This window comes from Metalysinibacillus jejuensis (assembly GCF_003057615.1).
GTDB lineage: Bacteria > Bacillota > Bacilli > Bacillales_A > Planococcaceae > Metalysinibacillus > Metalysinibacillus jejuensis.
Genome location: NZ_QAFW01000042.1, coordinates 1 through 18,997, shown reverse-complemented (window position 1 = coordinate 18,997; position 18,997 = coordinate 1). Strand labels below are relative to the sequence as shown.

General features: G+C 40.8%; 18 protein-coding genes, 1 pseudogene and 1 riboswitch. Of the genes and pseudogenes, 14 read left to right on the top strand and 5 right to left on the bottom strand.

Annotated features, from left to right (window positions below):
- Positions 1 to 148: 148 nt before the first annotated feature.
- Entirely contained in the window at positions 149 to 1,261 is a 1,113-nt protein-coding gene (locus tag DDE80_RS11195; RefSeq protein WP_108307796.1) for a M20/M25/M40 family metallo-hydrolase, read from the top strand.
- A gap of 201 nt (positions 1,262 to 1,462) precedes the next feature.
- Here the strand turns inward: DDE80_RS11195 and DDE80_RS11190 are convergent, their stop codons facing one another.
- Positions 1,463 to 2,149: a phosphoribosylaminoimidazolesuccinocarboxamide synthase gene (locus DDE80_RS11190; protein ID WP_108307794.1), complete on the bottom strand. Its 687-nt coding sequence runs from the start codon at positions 2,147 to 2,149 to the stop codon at positions 1,463 to 1,465.
- Between the two features lie 188 nt (positions 2,150 to 2,337).
- Between DDE80_RS11190 and DDE80_RS11185 the strand changes: the two are divergent.
- The 6 genes and pseudogenes from DDE80_RS11185 to DDE80_RS15155 all read left to right on the top strand — a co-directional run.
- Positions 2,338 to 2,778: pseudogene (locus DDE80_RS11185) on the top strand (RNA-guided endonuclease TnpB family protein); the annotation flags it as partial.
- A 192-nt stretch (positions 2,779 to 2,970) separates the two neighbouring features.
- Positions 2,971 to 3,567, top strand: coding sequence for a P-loop nucleotide/nucleoside kinase family protein (locus DDE80_RS11180; protein ID WP_108307792.1), 597 nt, complete (start codon positions 2,971 to 2,973; stop codon positions 3,565 to 3,567).
- Between the two features lie 163 nt (positions 3,568 to 3,730).
- Positions 3,731 to 3,917, top strand: a riboswitch (cobalamin riboswitch).
- 186 nt (positions 3,918 to 4,103) lie between these two features.
- Entirely contained in the window at positions 4,104 to 4,871 is a 768-nt protein-coding gene (locus tag DDE80_RS11175) for a hypothetical protein (RefSeq protein WP_108307791.1), read from the top strand.
- A 277-nt stretch (positions 4,872 to 5,148) separates the two neighbouring features.
- Positions 5,149 to 6,750, top strand: a complete 1,602-nt coding sequence (locus tag DDE80_RS11170) for a YceG family protein (RefSeq protein ID WP_108307790.1) — start codon at positions 5,149 to 5,151, stop codon at positions 6,748 to 6,750.
- Positions 6,751 to 7,623 carry a toxic anion resistance protein gene (locus tag DDE80_RS11165; RefSeq protein ID WP_108307788.1) on the top strand — a complete coding sequence of 291 codons (873 nt, stop codon included), beginning with the start codon at positions 6,751 to 6,753 and terminating at the stop codon, positions 7,621 to 7,623. It abuts the gene before it with no gap.
- A 26-nt stretch (positions 7,624 to 7,649) separates the two neighbouring features.
- Positions 7,650 to 7,805, top strand: coding sequence for a hypothetical protein (locus tag DDE80_RS15155; RefSeq protein WP_161952321.1), 156 nt, complete (start codon positions 7,650 to 7,652; stop codon positions 7,803 to 7,805).
- 5 nt (positions 7,806 to 7,810) lie between these two features.
- On the opposite strand, the gene DDE80_RS11160 is transcribed toward DDE80_RS15155, so the two are convergent.
- The 3 genes from DDE80_RS11160 to DDE80_RS11150 form a co-directional block, all read right to left on the bottom strand.
- A complete protein-coding gene (locus DDE80_RS11160; RefSeq protein WP_108307786.1) occupies positions 7,811 to 9,403 on the bottom strand; it encodes an ABC1 kinase family protein in 1,593 nt (530 codons plus the stop codon).
- An 835-nt stretch (positions 9,404 to 10,238) separates the two neighbouring features.
- Positions 10,239 to 11,180, bottom strand: coding sequence for an SEC-C domain-containing protein (locus DDE80_RS11155; RefSeq protein ID WP_108307784.1), 942 nt, complete (start codon positions 11,178 to 11,180; stop codon positions 10,239 to 10,241).
- Positions 11,181 to 11,259: 79 nt separating this feature from the next.
- On the bottom strand, positions 11,260 to 12,135 hold the full coding sequence (locus DDE80_RS11150; RefSeq protein WP_108307783.1) for a LysR family transcriptional regulator: 876 nt from the start codon (positions 12,133 to 12,135) through the stop codon (positions 11,260 to 11,262).
- Positions 12,136 to 12,309: 174 nt separating this feature from the next.
- Between DDE80_RS11150 and DDE80_RS11145 the strand changes: the two genes are divergently transcribed.
- The 4 genes from DDE80_RS11145 to DDE80_RS11130 all read left to right on the top strand — a co-directional run bounded on the left by DDE80_RS11145 (position 12,310) and on the right by DDE80_RS11130 (position 16,989).
- Positions 12,310 to 13,062 (top strand): alpha/beta hydrolase, encoded by a 753-nt coding sequence (locus DDE80_RS11145; RefSeq protein WP_108307781.1) that lies wholly within the window; start codon positions 12,310 to 12,312, stop codon positions 13,060 to 13,062.
- A 161-nt stretch (positions 13,063 to 13,223) separates the two neighbouring features.
- Positions 13,224 to 14,090, top strand: a complete 867-nt coding sequence (gene efeO / locus DDE80_RS11140) for an iron uptake system protein EfeO (RefSeq protein WP_108307779.1) — start codon at positions 13,224 to 13,226, stop codon at positions 14,088 to 14,090.
- Positions 14,091 to 14,096: 6 nt separating this feature from the next.
- Positions 14,097 to 15,299, top strand: coding sequence for an iron uptake transporter deferrochelatase/peroxidase subunit (gene efeB, locus DDE80_RS11135; RefSeq protein ID WP_108307777.1), 1,203 nt, complete (start codon positions 14,097 to 14,099; stop codon positions 15,297 to 15,299).
- Positions 15,280 to 16,989 (top strand): FTR1 family iron permease, encoded by a 1,710-nt coding sequence (locus DDE80_RS11130; RefSeq protein ID WP_108307775.1) that lies wholly within the window; start codon positions 15,280 to 15,282, stop codon positions 16,987 to 16,989. The genes efeB and DDE80_RS11130 overlap by 20 nt, the downstream gene beginning before the upstream one ends.
- 61 nt (positions 16,990 to 17,050) lie before the next feature.
- On the opposite strand, the gene DDE80_RS11125 is transcribed toward DDE80_RS11130, so the two are convergent.
- The gene (locus DDE80_RS11125; RefSeq protein ID WP_108307774.1) at positions 17,051 to 18,058 is read right to left on the bottom strand and encodes an acyltransferase family protein; all 1,008 of its coding nucleotides are present in this window, start codon (positions 18,056 to 18,058) and stop codon (positions 17,051 to 17,053) included.
- 122 nt (positions 18,059 to 18,180) lie between these two features.
- Here DDE80_RS11125 and DDE80_RS11120 point away from each other — a divergent pair, with 122 nt between their 5' ends.
- From DDE80_RS11120 to DDE80_RS11110, 3 genes are all read left to right on the top strand, one after another.
- On the top strand, positions 18,181 to 18,525 hold the full coding sequence (locus DDE80_RS11120) for a hypothetical protein (protein ID WP_108307772.1): 345 nt from the start codon (positions 18,181 to 18,183) through the stop codon (positions 18,523 to 18,525).
- Positions 18,526 to 18,726, top strand: a complete 201-nt coding sequence (locus DDE80_RS15315; RefSeq protein WP_153060898.1) for a hypothetical protein — start codon at positions 18,526 to 18,528, stop codon at positions 18,724 to 18,726.
- 105 nt (positions 18,727 to 18,831) lie between these two features.
- The coding region (locus tag DDE80_RS11110; RefSeq protein WP_201261524.1) for a transposase at positions 18,832 to 18,997 on the top strand (166 nt) is incomplete at its 3' end.

Below are 18,997 nucleotides of genomic sequence, written 5' to 3'. Positions count from 1 at the left end.
TTATGTCTATATTTTACCAAATTCTTTGGCTAAAGCCAACCGAAATTCATCTCCCACCTACTCATTGGTGCTATTCGCACCTTCACACTCCTTGAGGTTGGGAGACTTCTTTCGGAAAGTCGTTAAAAGAGAAAGAAGGCAATTTTTTATGACAAGTCGTATTGTAAAAGAATTTATGGAGCTCGTACAGGTTAACTCTGAAACAAAGCATGAGGAGCTAATTGCACCTGTACTTGTCGAAAAACTAACAGCTATGGGCTTTGAGGTAGTGCAAGATGATGCACATACACGCAATGGTCACGGCGCAGGTAATATTATTGCAACGCTAAAAGGTACAGTAGATGTACCTGCAATTTATTTTACAACGCATATGGATACGGTTGTACCAGGTAATAATATTAAGCCAAGCATTACAGCGGATGGCTATATTGTATCGGACGGCACAACGATTTTAGGTGCGGATGATAAAGCGGGGATTGCGGCATTATTTGAAATGGCTCGCCGTCTTAAAGAAGAAAATATCGCGCATGGTGATATTCAATTTATTATTACGGCAGGTGAGGAGAGCGGCTTAGTAGGCGCTAAGGAGCTTGACCCTAACATAATTACAGCAGCTTATGGCTTTGCGGTAGATAGTACGGGTGATGTGGGCGGCATCGTAGTAGCAGCGCCATTCCAAGCGAAACTACAAACGAAAATTATCGGTAAAACAGCACACGCAGGTGTTGCGCCTGAGCAAGGTGTATCAGCGATTACAGTTGCGGCGCGTTGTATCGCTAACATGAAGCTAGGTCGTCTTGATGAGGAGACAACAGCTAATATTGGTCGCTTTGAAGGCGGGCAGGCAACAAATATTGTGTGTGATGAGGTTAATATTTTAGCAGAGGCACGTTCAATTGATGAAGCTAAGCTTGAAATCCAAGTAGCTCACATGAAAGAAACGTATGAGCGTGTCGCACTTGAAAACGGCGCGCGCGCTGAAGTTGAAGTAAAATACATGTACCCTGGTTTCCGTGTAACGGAAGAAGATAAAGTGGTACAAGTTGCACAAGCTGCGGCAACAAGCCTTGGCTTAACACCACGCCTTGAGATTTCAGGCGGTGGTAGTGATGCCAATATTATTGCAGGCTTTGGTATCCCAACGGTTAACTTAGCTGTAGGTTATGAGTTCATTCATACAACAAATGAGCGCATCCCAGTAGCACAGCTTGAAAAACTAGGTGAATATCTTGTCGAGATTGTAAAGCAGACGACAAAGTAAATAATGAGCATCACTTCCTTTGCGAAGTGATGCTTTTTTAGTATGATGAATAGAAAGGGGGCGTTTCGTATGGTAACACGTACAGCGTTTCGAACAGCTGTTTTAACGACAGCCATGATTTTATTTATTCCGATTGTATTGTTGTGGCGTCAAGCGGTAGCGCGCGACTAAAAAGGAGCCCCTTAAGTGAGGCTCCTTTTTTTAGTCAGCGAGTAAAATTTGCTCTAATTTTAGTGGCTCAATATATTGCCCATCTTTATAAGCACGCATATTACCGCCAGAAATTTCATCGATTAAAATGATTTCATTTGTTTTGGCATCACGACCAAATTCTAATTTAATATCATATAATTCAAGTCCTTTTTTAGCTAGTTCAGCTTGGACAAATTGCGAAATTTCAATGGTACGTTGTTTTAAAACAGCATATTCTTCATGCGTCAAAATACCAAGCATTGCCAGACCGTCCTCCGAAATCGGTGGATCATTACGCTCGTCATCTTTCAATGTTACTTCTACGAAGGCAGGTAAGTCTTGACCTTCTGTAGCATAAGCACCGTAGCGACGTAGAAAGCTACCCACGGCTTTAAAACGACAGATGACCTCAAGTCCATTGCCAAATACCGTAGCTTTGCGTACTTTCATAGTTTTTTCAAGTACATTGGCAGCTACGAAGTGCGTAGGTACACCTTGTTCATTTAATTTGCTGTAAAAGTATGACGTCATGCGTAAGCAAGCTAACCCTGCACCTTCAATTGATAAACCAACTGTGTTAGCACCTGGATCAAATACGCCGTCAGTTCCTGTCACATCATCTTTAAATTGTAGCGAATAAAAACCGTCTTCTAATTTGTAAACGTCTTTTGTTTTACCTTTATACACTAATTCCACGTGAGAACCCTCCAATTTCATAATTACAATTCATTTTAACACGAATATTACAAGCTGAAAACTATTAAAATGTTCGGATAAAATTTTTTTGTTAATTAATGTGGCAACAATTGAAAAATCGTGTAAAATAAGAATATTGTCATGATTTTAGAATTATTTAACTTAGTTTAGGCAGAAGTTGCCATCCCCTGTTTGAAGTTAAAAACTACCAAAAACAAAAACGTAAAATTGCTCGTTTGCACGAAAAAGTAGTGAATCAACGTACTGATTTTCTGAATAAGTTGAGTACAGAGCTTATCAAAAATCACGATATTATCTGTATTGAAGACTTAAACACAAAAGGCATGTTGCGTAATCATAAACTAGCAAAAAGTATTTCTGATGTATCGTGGTCTAGTTTTGTGACTAAATCACAGTACAAAGCTGACTGGTACGGTTGTGAAATCATTAAGATAGACAAATGGTTTCCATCAAGTCAAATTTGTTCAGATTGTGGACATAAAGATGGCAAGAAGTCACTCAAAATTCGAGAATGGGCTTGTCCTATTTGTCATACTCATCATGATAGAGATATCAACGCTAGTATCAATATATTGACCGAAGGTCTAAGAATAAAATCGTTATCTTAGATAAAATCAAAAACCGTAGGAACTACGGGGATAGCTTGGTAAACAAGGGACACCGCTGTTAGTAAGGAAATACGCTATCAAGTATGCTCTATTCCCAAGAAGCTCCCACTTCAAGCGTTAAGAACCGTTAGGTTTAGCTAAGTGGCGAGTAGTTCACTAGTTATAATTACTTATTTGTAAGGAGATAGTAATATGAGTAAACCAAACATTGTGCTAATGGTCGGTGCGACAGGTGTAGGAAAGAGTTTTATTGGTAAAATGATTGCAAAAAAGAAAGGCTATGGCTATATCGATAAAGATACCGCTACTTCGCCTTTAGTTGAACGTTATTTGGCTGCCTGCTCACCAACGAACGATAGTCATGACCGAGAATCAGCGTTTTATAAAAATGAAGTACGCCCATTAGAATATCAAACTATCCTAGCTATTGTAGAAGACAATATTAAGTTAGGTAACTCTGTAGTGTTGACTGCTGGGTTTGAGCAAGAAATTATTGATGCAGATTATTTGCACAGTAATGCACAAATGTCACGTTTACGCGAACAAGCTAATATTATTGTAGTAAAGGTTCGTGTAGATAGTAAGACGTTGTTGACACGCTTAATCAAACGTAATGAACAACGTGATAAATGGAAACTAGCAAACTGGGATGCTTATGTGAAAGAAGTAGAAGGGCTTAAAGTGGCGTGGGATGAAAGTGATTATACGCAACTCGTGTTTGATAATAGCGATATGTTGCCCGTCTTATACGAGCTTAAAATAGAAGGTTTGATTCAATCTATTTCTTAAGTCAGTTTTGCTCTAAGTAATGGAGCGTGTTGTCTCACCAATTTATACGGAAGTCTGTAATTTGACAATATTGTGACATAACGATACAATTAATAACGGGTATAACCTAGTTTTGAGACACATCGAATTGTCGTCTCTTAACTTTTAGTTTAGCGAATAATTAAATATCGCAAGCGATGAAGGTATAAATGTCAGCTGTACATTTATTTAAAAGGGAATACGGTGAAATTCCGTAGCTGTCCCGCAACTGTAAAAGGGAGTCGTGCGAGTAAGCCACTGTTCAATGAATGGGAAGGCCAGCACAGACGATGAACTTGAGCCAGGAGACCTGCCTTCGTCGAGTACCGCAAAAACCTACGAGGATAGGAGGTGTTCATAATGACGACAACTAAACGAACATTCATCGTTAGCGTCATTCGAATGAAACAAATCAGGTGGCAATTAGGTCCACCCGTTCATTCGCACGATGACTAACATGCTTTTAACATCTTCCGAGGGGAAGGTGTTTTTTTGTATAAAAAAGGAGATGACGATGAATGGCTATTAATGAAGATCGCTTGTTACAACAGCGTAGTGCACTGCCGTTATTGGCAACACACACAATCAAAATAGAAAAATTACCGCATGAAGAAAGAAGTAAAGGCAAGAAGACACGTCAAACCGTAGAGCAGGTTGTCGATATGATGATTGCGAGTGGATTGCTTGCAGAACGTGTGCTTTTTGAACAGGTGTTGCATAATCCACGTGTTGTATGGATTATGGATGATACAGGACGAAGTGGCTATTTATTAGCGCGTGAAGCAGATGCTACCCAATTGCAAACGCGTAAAAATGGCTTTACGATGTATATGCCAACAAATCCTATTGTTTATTTAGTAAACGGCGAGCCCTATCATTTACTAACGCGCATTGATTCTACACGTTCAAAACCTAATATCGAACGTTTAACGCGTGAAGCTAATCCTATTTTAAGCGCAGCGCGTGTCAATGATTGTCTCGCAGCAATGGTCGTGTGCTTTTACGAAGCTTATATTCATGCACTCGCAGACAATATGACACGTAAAACAGCAGATTTTTATACGCAGTTTTATATGAAACAATATGCAGAACAAGAGCTAGCCCGTTTTACGAACAAAGTAGCGGAGCTTAATGACAATCATATGAATTGGCATCCACGAGGCAATGGACATCAACAGCTAGTGGACTACATTACGGCATTACCGCTACTAAATAGTCGAGAAGGACAAGTCCTCTCTTGTGCACACCATCCACAAGGTGTTGTAACGGTTATTTCTAGCTCTTAAATTAAACTATCCCTTCACAGCCTAGGCTGTGAAGGGATTTTTTGATTGCAATTATAAAAAGTTACGCAGGTGTTATTTTGTCATCTTCTCCGCCAGAAGGCTCCACTGTATCGTGTGTAGGGAAAAGCCCACGATACTAATGAGATGAACGGCGGTTGGCGAGAGTCAAAAAGTTTTTGTTATTACTAGCTTACAAAGGCTTCAGTGTATTTGGAAGGTTTTTTCAATGTGAAAATGCTATGATTAAAGGAAAGTAATTGCAAGGAGGTCGTCCTTTATGCTACGACACTTTCAAGTATTAAAGGTCAACGAGGTGGACTGGGCTTTTCGCTTAACACAGCCCATTAGCAGTCGTCCTGACTATATACATACTGAGGAGCGTGTACAGTATCCACAAGTTGTGGTTAATGTACAAGGCATGCCTTATGATGAAACTGCCTACTACCAAGAGCTATATCAATTATCATGCGACAATACAGTAACGATTTTATCCGAAACATTAGATAAAACCATTCCACCTAAACGGTTTCAAGCATTGCAAAAAATGTATGAACTCGTGCAAAAACAACCTGATCTTAGCCTTAACCGCTTCGTTGCTTTTTTGGATGCGGAGCATTTACTACCACGTTATCAAAATGAATGGCAGCGTGAAGTTCGTTTGCAATTTATTACGATTTTACAGCAATTTGAACAAGACAAAGGCGCACGTTATACGCATCCTGACTTTAGGCGTTTATTGCTCGATTTAATTAAATGGATGTGGAATCATATTGACCCATGGTTGAAGCAATTTGATATGGTAACAGCAATCCCAAGTATCGTTTGGTTTGGTGATTTAACCACAAGCCAACGTTATTTTTTGCGTTATTGTATCAATTGCGGTTTTGATGTGGCAGTAGTGACGCCAGCAGGGGCAGATGTTTTAGTGCCTACGATGCAAAGTATTACCTATCCTGTGCAACAGCCAGCGGCACAATTTCCGACAGAGCCACCTAAGCAGCAAACAACTGTAGCCTACGGAGCGCAACGTGAAATTACTACGATGCTTAGTGGAGAAGATGGCTACTTAGCGCCGTGGGCTTTGCGTGAACATAGCGTACACGGTATTACACTGCGTACAACGTATAATGAAATTGCGATGTTAGGCGAAGAACGTAGCATTGTGCGGCCAGGCTTTGAAGTTAAACAAGGTGAGGTAAAGATTCCTGTACTCTTTACTAAAATTTCTGGTGTGACTGCAGATGAGGAGATTTACTGGGCGCAAATCCATCGTTTTGTAGGCTTGCCACATACCTTACTAATTGAGCAGCTTCCATTTCAAGAGGAAAACCGAGCGAATAACCAATATCATTATACGCAAGCGCTAGGTAAAGACGGTAAATTGGCGTTAGATAAAATGCTAGCGAGTAATTGGTGGCAACATGGTCATCTTAATGACGGCGTCCAACGCTCAATTGCAGTAGCAATGATTCGATTGTGCGAAGCGCCTCGTCTTAAACGTCAAGCTGGAGAGTCGGAAGAAGCGTTACGTTTGTATACGTTTAGTCAAGCGATGCAATTGCCACAAACCGTAGGAGCATTGCTGCAGCGCTATGACTATACGCAAGATGTGCCTAAAATTATGGTATATAATAATGAACTCAATGGTGAATTAAGTCGTGCAGATGCGGCAACACTCCTATTAATTAATGAGTTAGGTCTTGATATTATTATCTATAATCCTGCTGGCTTAAATGATATCGAACGCTATATTGACAAAGCGCAGTTTGATCATCATTTACTTGACGATATGCGTTTTAGCTATCATTACCGTTCGCCTCAAACAAAATCGAGCCTTACTGATGTGTTGAAAAGTTTTTTAGGGCGTAGGAGGGATTAGATGGAGGATATGGCACAAGTTTTACAAGCGCAAGTGGATTTATCGGTAAAAGCATTGGCACCGATTAAACAAAGCCTTGTAAAGCTGACAGCAGCTGAGGTAGTGACGGTTGGTAAGACACAAATGGAAGCGATTAATGATTTTATCAATCGCACGATGAAAGGGCTACTGACCGAAAAAATCGACGGCTTAACAGCTGTAACTAACCAAATGGGACAGGTGATGGAAGGGCTTGATCCGAGTGACTTTGAGGACAAGCCGGCTACTGCGCCCAGTTTTATACAACGCATGTTTAGTAAAAAAGAAGCGGTGGTCAATGTGTTAACAAAGTATGAAGGTCTAGGTGCACAACTTGAGCAAGCCTTTATTACGATGACACAATATAAACGTAGCTTAACGAAAAATAATGAGGATTTACAACGTTTATTTGATGAAAACTTATCCTACTATCGTTTTTTAGCACAACATGAGCAGGCATTTGCAGAACGAGAGCTAGAGATTGAACGCCAACTTGTCTATGCTAAAGATGATTTTGCACGTGCTACATTAGAAGCAACTCGCGAGATGATGAGCATACGCCGCACTGATTTTATGATGGCTCGTTCGGTAAGTACACAGCTTGCTGTCCAGTTGTACATTTTATCGGAAAATAACGATAAAATGCTGGCACGACTTGATAATGGCCTCATTTATACCGTGCCTATTTTTAAACAATTGATTGCCCAAGCCTTGCATTATGAGCGAGCTCGCCTTGCCAACCAAGCGCTCGGAAAATTACCGCAGTGGCAAAAAAAAGTAACTACAACAAAAGAGACAGTGCAAGAAAACTTACAAGCAATGACAGCACTGGCGAATGATGCGCTAAAACGCTAGTATAATTCAGTAGAGGAGTGGGGAATATGTCTAAGCAAACAACGCAGCCTATAACAAGGCCGCAATTTGATGAGTATAGGGTAGATGAGGCCCCTAAGCCGTCCGATGCTTATGTATCGCATAGTGTAGCACCGCAAGTAGTAGACGTACCAAAAAAGAAAAATGTAAAGCGAAAAAAGTAATCGCTTTACATTTTTTGTTTTTTTAAGGCGAAAAAGGCACTAATAAGAAGGACAGGGGCACTTGTATACAGTAAACGTTCATGGCCTGTAAAAATCCCCATATACAACGCAACTAAGCTAATGCTAGCAAAGCTTGTAGCGAGTATACGTCCACTTGGAGAAGTAGGTGTTGATTGTTGCTGCAATGCTAGACGCCATTTTTCAGGTTCTTCTAACCATTTTTCTAGTTTGCGGGGTAAGCGCTGGAGTAAACGCAACTCTTCTAGTGCTTGTTGGCCAATATTTTTTAAAGTGTCTCGCTGAGTTGCTTCTTCTTTGACCCATTCTTTAATTTGCGGCTTTGCGATTTCCATTAAATCAACATTTGGATCAACGATATATAAAACGCCAGCGAGTGTTGAAATAGCACGACCTAAAAATGCAAAGCGTGCAGGTAATTGTACGGGCTGTGTGCGCACGATAACTTGTAAATCTTCCATCAACTCTTCAACGACCGCTCCATTAATTTGCATTAGCTCATTAGATTGGTAAGCGCTTACGACTTTTTCAATTGCTTGAGCAAGTACCTCTTTATCAGCATTTGGCAACAAAAAGCCCATTTCTTCAAGCGCATCAATGACTAAATCGTAATTGGTAAATAAAATACCGCTTGCGAGTTTGGCGATAGAGGTAGCATCTTGATCGGTAACAGTACCTACCATGCCGAAATCAATGAGTACAAGTGTACCATCAGGTTCTACTAAAATATTACCAGGGTGAGGGTCCGCATGAAATTGACCGCCAACGAGTACTTGTTGCAAAAATAAAGTGACGAGCTGTTCTGTAAGCTGCTGGCGATTAATACCGTGTTCATCTAAAAATGCGGTATTAGAAATACGACTGCTCTCTACCCATTCCATAACGAGGACACGGTCCGTTGAATACGCTTCAAAGTAGCGAGGAATACGTGTATTAGGGAAGCGAGCTTGAAAGTTTTTTCCGTTTTGCATCTCTTGTAAAAAGTGAAGTTCTGGTAATAATACTTCTTGCATCTCACGATATAATAAATCAAAGTCTAGTTGTTTTGTAAAGCTCGTGAATTTTTTAGCGAGCCAAATGACGATGCGTACCGCTTTAAAATCGATCGCAATAATGCGTGCGATATTAGGGCGCTGAATTTTGATGGCCACCGCTTCGCCTGTAGGTAATATGCCTTTATACACTTCGCCAATCGAAGCAGAAGCTACTGCCTCAGGTGAAATCCAGTCGAGCACCTCTGTAACTTCACGTCCCCAGTCTTCTTCAAGTACTGCCATGGCATCCTTTGGTTTAACAGGTGGCACTCTATCGGTTAAGCCTTCAAGTTCGGCTAAAAAACTTGGCGGCATAATATCAGCACGTGATGCTAAAAATTGTCCGACTTTAATCATCAAACCACCAAGTGCTAGTGCTTTTTTATTATATTCTTTCGCTTGTTTAGTTACGAGACGCTCCCATTTCATCGCTGTTTTGGCGCTTGTATCGCCACGGTGGCGTCGTTTAAAAAAGTAAACTTGTAGAAAAAATTTCATCGACATAGTAACGATAATAAAAATGCGGTAACTTGCGAGCTTTTTCATTCAAATCCCTCCGACTTTTTATCTATACCCTAAAGACGAAAAAATATTCATGTAAGTTGCTTGTCGCTTTTTTACGTTATCCTACGTATTGTTAAGTAAGAAGGGAGAAACGGGCTACTATAAGCCAGAGGTGTAAAAGAGAGAAACAAATTGAACAGTTCAAATAGGTAGCAGGAATCGCTCATAATGACGCATACGAGGTGATCAAAATGACCTAAACAATAATTTAAGATTAAAAAGACTAAAAAAATAATTATCGCGTAAACGCGAGGCGTTTTTTTGTGGATTGAAAATAAAAGACAGATCTCTGAATCGCCTGTTGCTGAGGTTTGGTCGCCGGTGTAGCGTTCAACTTCAGCCGTATTAGCGAGCTTGTAATTACTTTGTGGTAGCCCCCCTCTCTGTAAATACACTCCTAAGCGGCTGTTATGGCACGCGGCACTGCGCTAATGGCCTCAAACACGTATGGTAAAGGCGTAAAGTTGCTACACTCTAGGTCATGCCACTAGCTTGAGCTAGTAGTATGCCACATAATAACGGCGTAACTCCCTAAATTTTAGGGGGTATTGCTGGTAGCTGTTGACTGTAAACGTCGCTTTTATTTCGACATAAACTGCGCGTGGGTTGTAGAGTGCCAGGTAAACGCTTATGTTGTTGCTTAAACGCTTGAGTTTTCCGTTTAGATGGCTGTGTCAAATATACTCGCTACGATACTTGTCAGTAAGCTAAAAGCTCGTTGCAAATGAAAACTTGAACAGCATGCCTGCTCGGCAATATGAGCCCTTTGTCAAGGCGCTAATAAAAACCCTCACCTGTAAACAAGTGAGGGGTGGCATTAGCTGCGGTAAGTTGTAATATCTTGATAGTATTTTGTTAGTGAAGAAGCAGATACGCCGAACTGTTCTGCCATCTCTTTAATTGTCATTTGAAGCGGCTCAATGAGGCCATTTTCATTAGCATAACGTACTGCTCCAGCTGCAATTGCGGCTTCTTTACGAGCACCAGGGCGTTCTTCAACTAAATAATCTTCTAACACAATACGCAGTTCATCAAAATTGCGTTCATGTTTAGTTAAAAAATCTTCCGCATGCTTTAATACATTCGTTTCAAATGTTGTAAACTCCTCACCATTATAGCCGTTTGCTACGAGTAACTGCCAAAGTTTGAGTTGCTCTGTATCATCAGCTGTAAATTGCGCGAAAGCTTTTTTATGTGTTGGCGCAAAGAAGATAAAAATTGATGTTGCTAAGTAGTGATTTTCTTCTAATGTGCCGTCTGGCAAGATATACGTATAAGTCATCATACCTTCAGGAATAACGCGTTCTGTTTCGCGACGTAAGAAGATCTCTTCTCCTGTACGTGTGTGTCGTACTTTAATATATAGCGGTGAACTAACATCGATAATTTCACCATAAAACAAGCGAGGACAAACCCAAGAGGCATACACTTGTTGTGAAACAGGGCGCAGGGTTTGTTTGCTTACTTTTTTCATATAGCTTTGCCACATCGCTGGCTTTTGCATAAAGAAGAAATGTTCTAACGCAATGGCTTGGACAAGTTGTGGATGCAATGATGGTAATGCTTGTAGCCATTCATTAGTCACTTCATTATAGGCAGACATTTCTGCACGTGTTGGGTAATCGTCAAAAAATAGTTGCAATGTGCGGTCAAGTTCTTCAAAGAACATATCTTCTACTTTTACCGCTGTTTTGTGCTCACAGCACTTTTTGTATTTCTTGCCACTTCCACATGGGCAAGGATTGTTTCGTTTTACCAATATTAACACTTCCTTAATTTCAAACATACCGTACTATAATAGCGTTAAATGGCTAAAATGAAAAGGAAGTGACAAAAAATTATTGAAAATAATGCATGGCAAACTTTTTAAATTCTGTAGCGGCAGGTAATGCGGTCTTATGATTTAACCAAGCCATACCGATAATTCGCTCGCATACGGTGCCTTTTACAGGTAGTAGTACTACACGCTCAGGGTTATAGTTATCATCATGTGGTAAAAGTGAGACGCCTAGTCCTGCTGCAACGAAACCTGCAATGGTGGATACTTCGTCTAATTCATATGCCCAGTGAGGCGTAATCGCACATTCATTGAAGCAGCGCTCAACATTTTTTCGTAACGCATACCCTTCTTTTAAATGAATGAAAGGCTCATCTGCCACGTCATGAAGCGTAACATAGTCGCGGTTTGCTAAAGGATGATCGCTAGGAATCATAATAAAAAGTTCGTCGCGCCATAATTCTTGCCAAACTACAGGTGGTTCGATAGCGATAGAGGCGAGTAAACAAACATCGAGCTCGCCTGCTAATAACAGCTTTAGCTGATCATACGAGTAATTTTGCGTTAAGTTAAAATGAACGTGTGGAAAGCGCTTGCCAAAAGCTCGTAATAAGTCAGGCACGACGTTCGTACCGAGCGTATGTAAAAAACCTAAGGAAATCATACCGTAATCAGGGTTATTGAGTTCTTTTAGTTCGAGTGTAGCCCGGTCATATTCAAGTTGCATCGTCGTTACACGTTTTAAAAAAGATTGACCAAAATGATTTAAATAAATCCCCCTACCATGGCGATCAAATAGCGGTACCCCAAGTTCCTCTTCAAGGCGTGCAATGGAGCGACTCAGTGCAGGTTGGGAAATTGAAAGCTCTTCCGCAGCGCGTGTCATATGCTGAATCTTCGCTAATGTACTGAAATAATGCAGTTGTTGCCATTCCATTATAAAAACCTCCTCTAAATCCGAATGACTTTTTGATTTAGTATACCATTATTCGACTCATGCATAAAAGGTATCAAAATGATGAAAACAATAAATTGTACATTATCATTTAACGGTGCTATGATGAGGACACAAAAAATACACAATACATTTCCGTAGAAGGGGATACTATAGATGAACATTGCCAAACCACAATCACTAACTATTGAAAAAGGACCAAAAGCAGTACTATTATTGCACGGGTTTACAGGTAGCACTAAGGATGTTAAAAAATTAGCCTTCCATTTAGCGGAGCGCGGCTATACCATTCATGCACCGATTTATAGTGGGCATGGCGTGGAACCCGAGGCATTACTTGAAACGACGCCAGAAGACTGGTGGCAAGATGTTGTGAAGGGGTACCAATTCCTTCAACAAAAAGGTTATAAAGAAATCGCAGTTGCTGGTATTTCACTAGGCGGCGTATTTTCACTCAAAGTAGCAGAGACATTCCCAGTAAAAGCAGTCGTATCGATGTGTGCGCCAATTTCTCGCGACAATTCACAAGGATTATTTACGCGCTTATATCACTATGCACGCCTCTATAAATCATTTGAAAAAAAATCTAAAGACCAAATCATTTCGGAGTTGCATGAACTGCGCATTACGCCAAAAGATTCATTAGATAGCGTAACGGAAATCACAATCGAAACACGTGAGCAATTAGCTAACATTAAAGCGCCAACATTAATTATGCAAGGTGCGTTAGATGACGAACTTTATCAAGAAAGTGCGCCAATGATTTTAAATACGGTAAAAGCAGAAGAAAAAGAAATCATTTGGTACGAAAATTCAGGTCATATTATTACATTAGGCAAAGAGCGAGATCAAGTAAATGAAGACGTAGCTGACTTCCTTGATCAAATCGAATGGAAAATTGCAAACTGAGCGAAAGAGCACCCAATAATGGTGCTCTTTTTTTTGCCCTAAAGCGCATATCATCAACTTTTTTATACATTTTTTCTCTCTAATTCGTAAAAAATACTTGTGCCATCAATTGAAAACGATTATCATTACCAGTAATACATAAAAGGGAGTTTGATGACACGATGAAAAAACCATCACTAATTTCAGCATTGCTTGTAGGAGTGCTAATGCTTGCGGGGTGCGGCGCACAGGATGCTAAGCCAGCAGATAACACGGCAGCCACAGAAGAAGTTGCTACGGAAAATACTGTGGACTTAACAAAGGAAATGGAAGCTTATAAAGCATTTGCCCTTGAGCAGATGGATGCTTTTTTAACAGATACCGAAAAATTTGTGACGCTGTTTAAAGAAGGCAAGATAGAGGAGGCTAAGCACTTATATCCGCGCGTGCGTATGTATTTTGAGCGCTCTGAGCCAATCGCTGAAAGCTTTGGCGACCTTGACCCTAAAATTGATGGACGTTTAGCTGACATTGAAGAAGAAGGCTTAGGTAAAGAAGACTGGACAGGTTACCATAAATTAGAGTATGCACTTTGGGTGGATAACACAACAAAAGGTTACGAGGCCATTGCAGATCAACTAGTAGCAGATACGAAAGAGTTACACGCCCTTGTACAAACTGTAGAAGTTACACCTGATTTAATGATTACGGGAGCGGTTGACTTATTAAACGAAGTATCAACGTCAAAAATTACGGGTGAGGAAGAAATCTACTCACACACCGATTTATATGACTTTAAGGCAAACGTTGAAGGTGCAGAAAAAATCTTTGAGATTTTACGTGAAAAAATCGAAGCAAAAGATGCAGCCCTTGTTAAAACATTAGATGAGAAGTTTGCGGCACTTGACGCGTTACTTGCGAAATATGAACAAGGCGAAGACGGCTATGTGTCGTATGAAGCATTAACAGATGAGGATACTAAAGCGCTTGCTGTAGCGGTGAACCAATTAGGTGAACCACTTAGCCAAATGGGCGTAATTATGGAGTGATAAAAAATGACTGAATGGCATGAGAAAAAAATATCTCGTCGTTCCATGTTAAAAATGACGGGCATTGGAGCTGCTGGCGCTATTATTGGCGCAAGCGGCTTTGGTGGCGTTATGAAGGCAATGGGCAGCGATTTGACAGCACCAAAAGCAGTAAAAAACAGTATTGCGTTTTATGGCAAGCATCAAGCAGGGATTACCACACCTTCGCAAACCAACGTCTATTTTGCATCACTTGATGTTGTCGTTACTACAAAAAAGGAGATGCGCGAGCTAATGCAGCTATGGACGCCAATGATTGAAAAATTAATGGCTGGCGAGGAAGTCGCGACGTCTACTAATGTACATATCCCACCAAATGATACGGGTGAGGCTGAAGGGCTGGACGCTAAAAATTGTACCATTACGATTGGCGTTGGCCCGTCATTATTTGACAAAGTAGGGCTTACAGCCGAAAAACCACGCGAATTTACGGATTTACCACATTTCCCTAAAGACCAGCTAGACCCTGCGTATACGGGTGGTGATTTATGCATTCAAGCTTGTGCTGATGACCCGCAAGTTGCTTTTCATGCGGTGCGTAATTTAGTGCGTGTGGCCACAGGTAAAGTAGAAGTGAAGTGGGCGCAAGCAGGTTTTAACGCCTTTCCGCCTGGCGGGGGTACACCGCGTAACTTATTTGCCTTTAAAGATGGTACAGAAAATCCCGTGCCTGACAAAGAGGACCATGTCGTGTGGGTACAACCTGGTGAGTCTAAGGCATGGCTTACGGGCGGCACGTATTTAGCGGTGCGTCGCATTCAAATGCATTTAGAAACGTGGGACCGCACTTCACTGCAAGAGCAGGAAAATACTTTCGGCCGCCACCGTGACACGGGTGCGCCAATGGGGATGAAGGACGAGTTTGATAATACGGACGAGGCTGAGCTACCTGCCACGTCACATGTGCATTTAGCGCGTCAAACAAAAGCGCGTATGTTACGCCGCTCCTTCTCGTATGCATCAGGTACAATGACACAAACCGGTGCGCATGATGCAGGGCTATTATTTATTTCCTTCCAAAAACACCCGCAACAATTTATTGATGTGCAAAATAGTTTTGGGCGTTTAGATAAATTAAATGAGTACATTACACATCGTGGCAGTGCGTTATTTGCCTGCTTCCCCGGTGTACAAAAGGGGAGTTACTTAGGTGAAACGCTATTTAAGTAGTTTACTAATGATACTGGTTTTACTCATTGCTTTACCTGTGCAAGCAGAGAGCACATATCGCGATTATTTTATTGCGATAAGTGATGCGCTTATGCAAACAAAGCAACAACAAGATGAAGAAGCACAAAAAACGCTTGTTCGTTTTAATGAGGAGTGGCAAAGTGTAACCTCAGATCAAGCAACGCAAAAAAAAGCGGTGGATGAGGCGCTAGCGTTAGCGTTACGTGCGGATTCGCATGATGACCGTTTGGCGGTATTAACGGATTTATCCAATGCGCTTGTAGCGTTAGATAAAGCAGAAAACCCTGTAGATGAAGCGGCACAGCGCGCGGCGTTTGGGCAAAAGATGAAGCCAGTACTGCAGACATTTGAGCAAGCAGTAGCGGCTGAGGATGTGGCTGCACTAGATGCGGCTTACAAAACGTTTAATGCCAGCTGGAATAAAAACGAACGCCCTGTGCGTGAACAAAGTATTGCGATGTATGGGCAAATCGAAACACAAATGGCTTTTATCCGCATCGCAATTAGTGAGGACAAGCCTGATATGGCAGCTATCCAAGCTAATTTTGATGCCCTAAAACAATCCATTACGGATTTTGTAGCAGGTAAAGAAACCGCTGAAGTTGTAGAAGGCGAGTTTTCACTGCAAACCTTACTTGACCATATCGCGGCAGCTAAAGGCGCAATTGCGGATGAGGATTATAACGCGGCAGCTGATGAAATCCGTGCATTTATTATGGTGTGGCCGCGTGTAGAGATGGATATTTCGACACGTGATGGCAAACTTTACACGAAAATTGAAAGTACCATGCCACTAGTAGTAAGTGGTTTAACAAAGAAAGATGTAGATGCGGACGCAATTGATGCGCAGCTCGATGAGTTTGCGACAGCTATTAGTTTAATTGCCGAAAAAACCGACTATACGTTTTGGGATGCGGCACTTATTTTACTACGTGAAGGTTTAGAGGCCATGTTGATTATTATGGCGCTTGTGACATTTTTACAACGTGCTAACCAGCAACACTTGAAGAAATGGGTGTATGTTGGCGCATTAGCAGGTGTTGTACTTTCTGTAGCAGCGGCTTTTGCGATGTCACTTGTGTTTTCGGCAAGCAGTATGGATGCTAACCGCGAAATTATTGAAGGCTATGTTGGTTTAATTGCGGCAGCTATGATGATTGGTGTGGGGGTTTGGCTGCACACGAAATCAACAGCTAACGCATGGAATGACTACATTGAGCGTCAAATGGGACGCGCTATTTCGACAGGGTCTGTTGTCGCGATGGCTATGATTAGTTTCTTGTCGGTGTTCCGCGAAGGTGCAGAAACTGTCATTTTTTATATGGGGATTGCGCCAAGCATTACAGCGGGCGAGCTAGCATTAGGTGTGTTAGTTGCGGTAGTTGTGCTAGCACTTGTGGCGTTTATGTTCTTAAAAACATCTGTTAAAATTCCAATTCATTTATTCTTTAAAATTGCGACCGTATTGATTTATGTGTTGGCCTTTAAAATTATTGGTGTGAGCGTGCATACGCTACAGTTAATGAATAAAGTGCCTACGCATATTGTGGACGGTGTGCCAATGGTTCCTGTGATTGGGCTTTACCCAACAGTCGAAACAGTAGTAGCCCAAGCGATTTTACTTAGTATTATTGCCGTAACGATGGTTTGGCAAAAACGTCAACGATAGTTAAAAAAACGACAAAAGTTGAAGCGATTTTTTACAATTGCCTCAACTTTTTTCTTATGTTTTAGTGCGTTTTTCCCTTGTGTACTGCGCCCACAATATATGCAACAAAAGGTAATTTGCCAATAAGCCACGCGATTGCTATACAGCCTGTTACTGTAAAGCTGACAAGTAATACTAAGCTAACTTTGAAGGAAAAGCCTATTGACATAATATAGCCAGAACTTAACCACAAAAGTTGCCAATGAATGAGATAAATCATAAAGGCGTAACGGCTAAGTAAGCGCACAATTTTAAAGTAGGGTAATTTTTGCCCCCACGCTAAAATAACAGCACTCATACTACAAACAAATGGTATCAAATCAAGGCGGCGCGAATGAATATCAAGTTGCCCAAGTTTTGTATTAATATAGACGAATATGGCACTAGCAATTGCTAATAAGAGTGTATAGTAACGATAATGTAACAAAGTAGCTGCTATTTTTTTGTAATGTTTGCCTGTGATATAAGCGATAGCGAAATAACTTAACCAACCCGTGAATAATAAGCGAAGTTGTGATTGATGTGTCTCGAAAAATGGATAAGGTAATTGTACAATCGCGTGATGCAACAACGAAATTACAAGTGCAAAGGGTAAAAATACTACATCCGTAATCTTAAACTTTTTTAGTAGCTCATAGAGCATATAAAGTTGCAAAATCACCAGAACAAACCAGCCGACAAATTCTCCACGAAATAAATTTTCAATAATTGTACGTCCCAGTAAACCTTTTTGGTATACTGTTTCAGCGATAACTGCGTAGATAACAGCCCAAGCTACGTAAGGTAACACTAAAAAGCGCCATCGTTTTGGCCAAAAGTACGAAGGTAATTGTGTCGGATAGCTGTAACTGAGTATTAGTACAGATAATAAAATAAATGTTGGTGTCGCAAAGCATAATAAAATGCGTAATAATTGCAGCGCCTCATTTGTTGCGTAAAAAGCATTATAGGCAATCATCCAAGTTGTTGCATGTAAAGTCACGATACTTAAACATGCGATGGTACGTAATAAATCCCATTCTTTAATCAAACCTTAAAAACCCCCTTAAGCAAGTACTCTCTTAGCTTAGCAAATTTTTCGAAAAGTGAACAAAATTTACGTATTATTGTGATTTTTCGCTTATAATGAAAGAAGACAAGGAGTGATACACTATGGTACAAAGTTTACCGAAGCGTGCCGACGTTAACATTAACGAAACGTGGGATTTAGCGCATATTTTTGCAACAGAAGAAGCCTATACACAAGCATTACATGACATCGAGCAGCAGGTGGAGCAATTTGCAGATACGTGGCTGGATAAGTTTTCGACAGCGGAGCAAGTTGTTGCTATGCTACGTGACTACGAAAAGCTACAGCAGGCTTTTGTGCCGGTGTATTCGTATGCTCAATTAGCCGAAAGTGTGGACGGCACGGATGAGCAGGCGCAAATGCGCATTAGTAAGCTCAGCAATGTGTTTGCACAAATTGGCAAGGAGTTAGCATTTGTAGATAGCTAGTTGTCATTGCTAGATATTGAAGTGCTCGCGACTGCTATTGAGCTTGAGCCGCAGTATGCCCACCATTTAAGCGAGGTAATTCGCCGCATTCCTGGTATTGATTTAGGGATTAATTTTCTAGCCACTAGCTATGATAGTAAAGGCAAAACAACCTTCTTTAACGTCTTTCCGAAAGAAGTCTCCTATCCTCAAGGAATGTGAAGGTGCGAATAGCACCAATGAGTAGGTGGGAGATGAATTTCGGTTGGCTTTAGCCAAAGCTTATAATATAATCAGTCTTAGATGTAACAAAGGATTGATATCACAATGAAATTAGATAGTAATAATCATTCAGTATTCTTAATGCATTATCATCTTGTACTGGTTGTGAAATATCGGATACAAGTTTTTGACAATGAATTATCTGATTTTGCAAAAGAAATGTTCATTAAGATTGGAAGTAAATACAACATTTCTTTAGTGGAATGGAATC

Bases quoted from the DNA above. Each gene is read 5' to 3' on its own strand.
- DDE80_RS11150 (WP_108307783.1), bottom strand. From the start codon at position 12,135: ATGGAATGGCAACAACTGCATTATTTCAGTACATTAGCGAAGATTCAG.
- efeO (WP_108307779.1), top strand. From the start codon at position 13,224: ATGAAAAAACCATCACTAATTTCAGCATTGCTTGTAGGAGTGCTAATG.
- DDE80_RS11160 (WP_108307786.1), bottom strand. From the start codon at position 9,403: ATGAAAAAGCTCGCAAGTTACCGCATTTTTATTATCGTTACTATGTCG.
- DDE80_RS15155 (WP_161952321.1), top strand. From the start codon at position 7,650: ATGTCTAAGCAAACAACGCAGCCTATAACAAGGCCGCAATTTGATGAG.
- DDE80_RS11120 (WP_108307772.1), top strand. From the start codon at position 18,181: ATGGTACAAAGTTTACCGAAGCGTGCCGACGTTAACATTAACGAAACG.
- DDE80_RS11175 (WP_108307791.1), top strand. From the start codon at position 4,104: ATGGCTATTAATGAAGATCGCTTGTTACAACAGCGTAGTGCACTGCCG.
- DDE80_RS11195 (WP_108307796.1), top strand. From the start codon at position 149: ATGACAAGTCGTATTGTAAAAGAATTTATGGAGCTCGTACAGGTTAAC.
- DDE80_RS11165 (WP_108307788.1), top strand. From the start codon at position 6,751: ATGGAGGATATGGCACAAGTTTTACAAGCGCAAGTGGATTTATCGGTA.
- DDE80_RS11145 (WP_108307781.1), top strand. From the start codon at position 12,310: ATGAACATTGCCAAACCACAATCACTAACTATTGAAAAAGGACCAAAA.
- efeB (WP_108307777.1), top strand. From the start codon at position 14,097: ATGACTGAATGGCATGAGAAAAAAATATCTCGTCGTTCCATGTTAAAA.
- DDE80_RS11170 (WP_108307790.1), top strand. From the start codon at position 5,149: ATGCTACGACACTTTCAAGTATTAAAGGTCAACGAGGTGGACTGGGCT.
- DDE80_RS11180 (WP_108307792.1), top strand. From the start codon at position 2,971: ATGAGTAAACCAAACATTGTGCTAATGGTCGGTGCGACAGGTGTAGGA.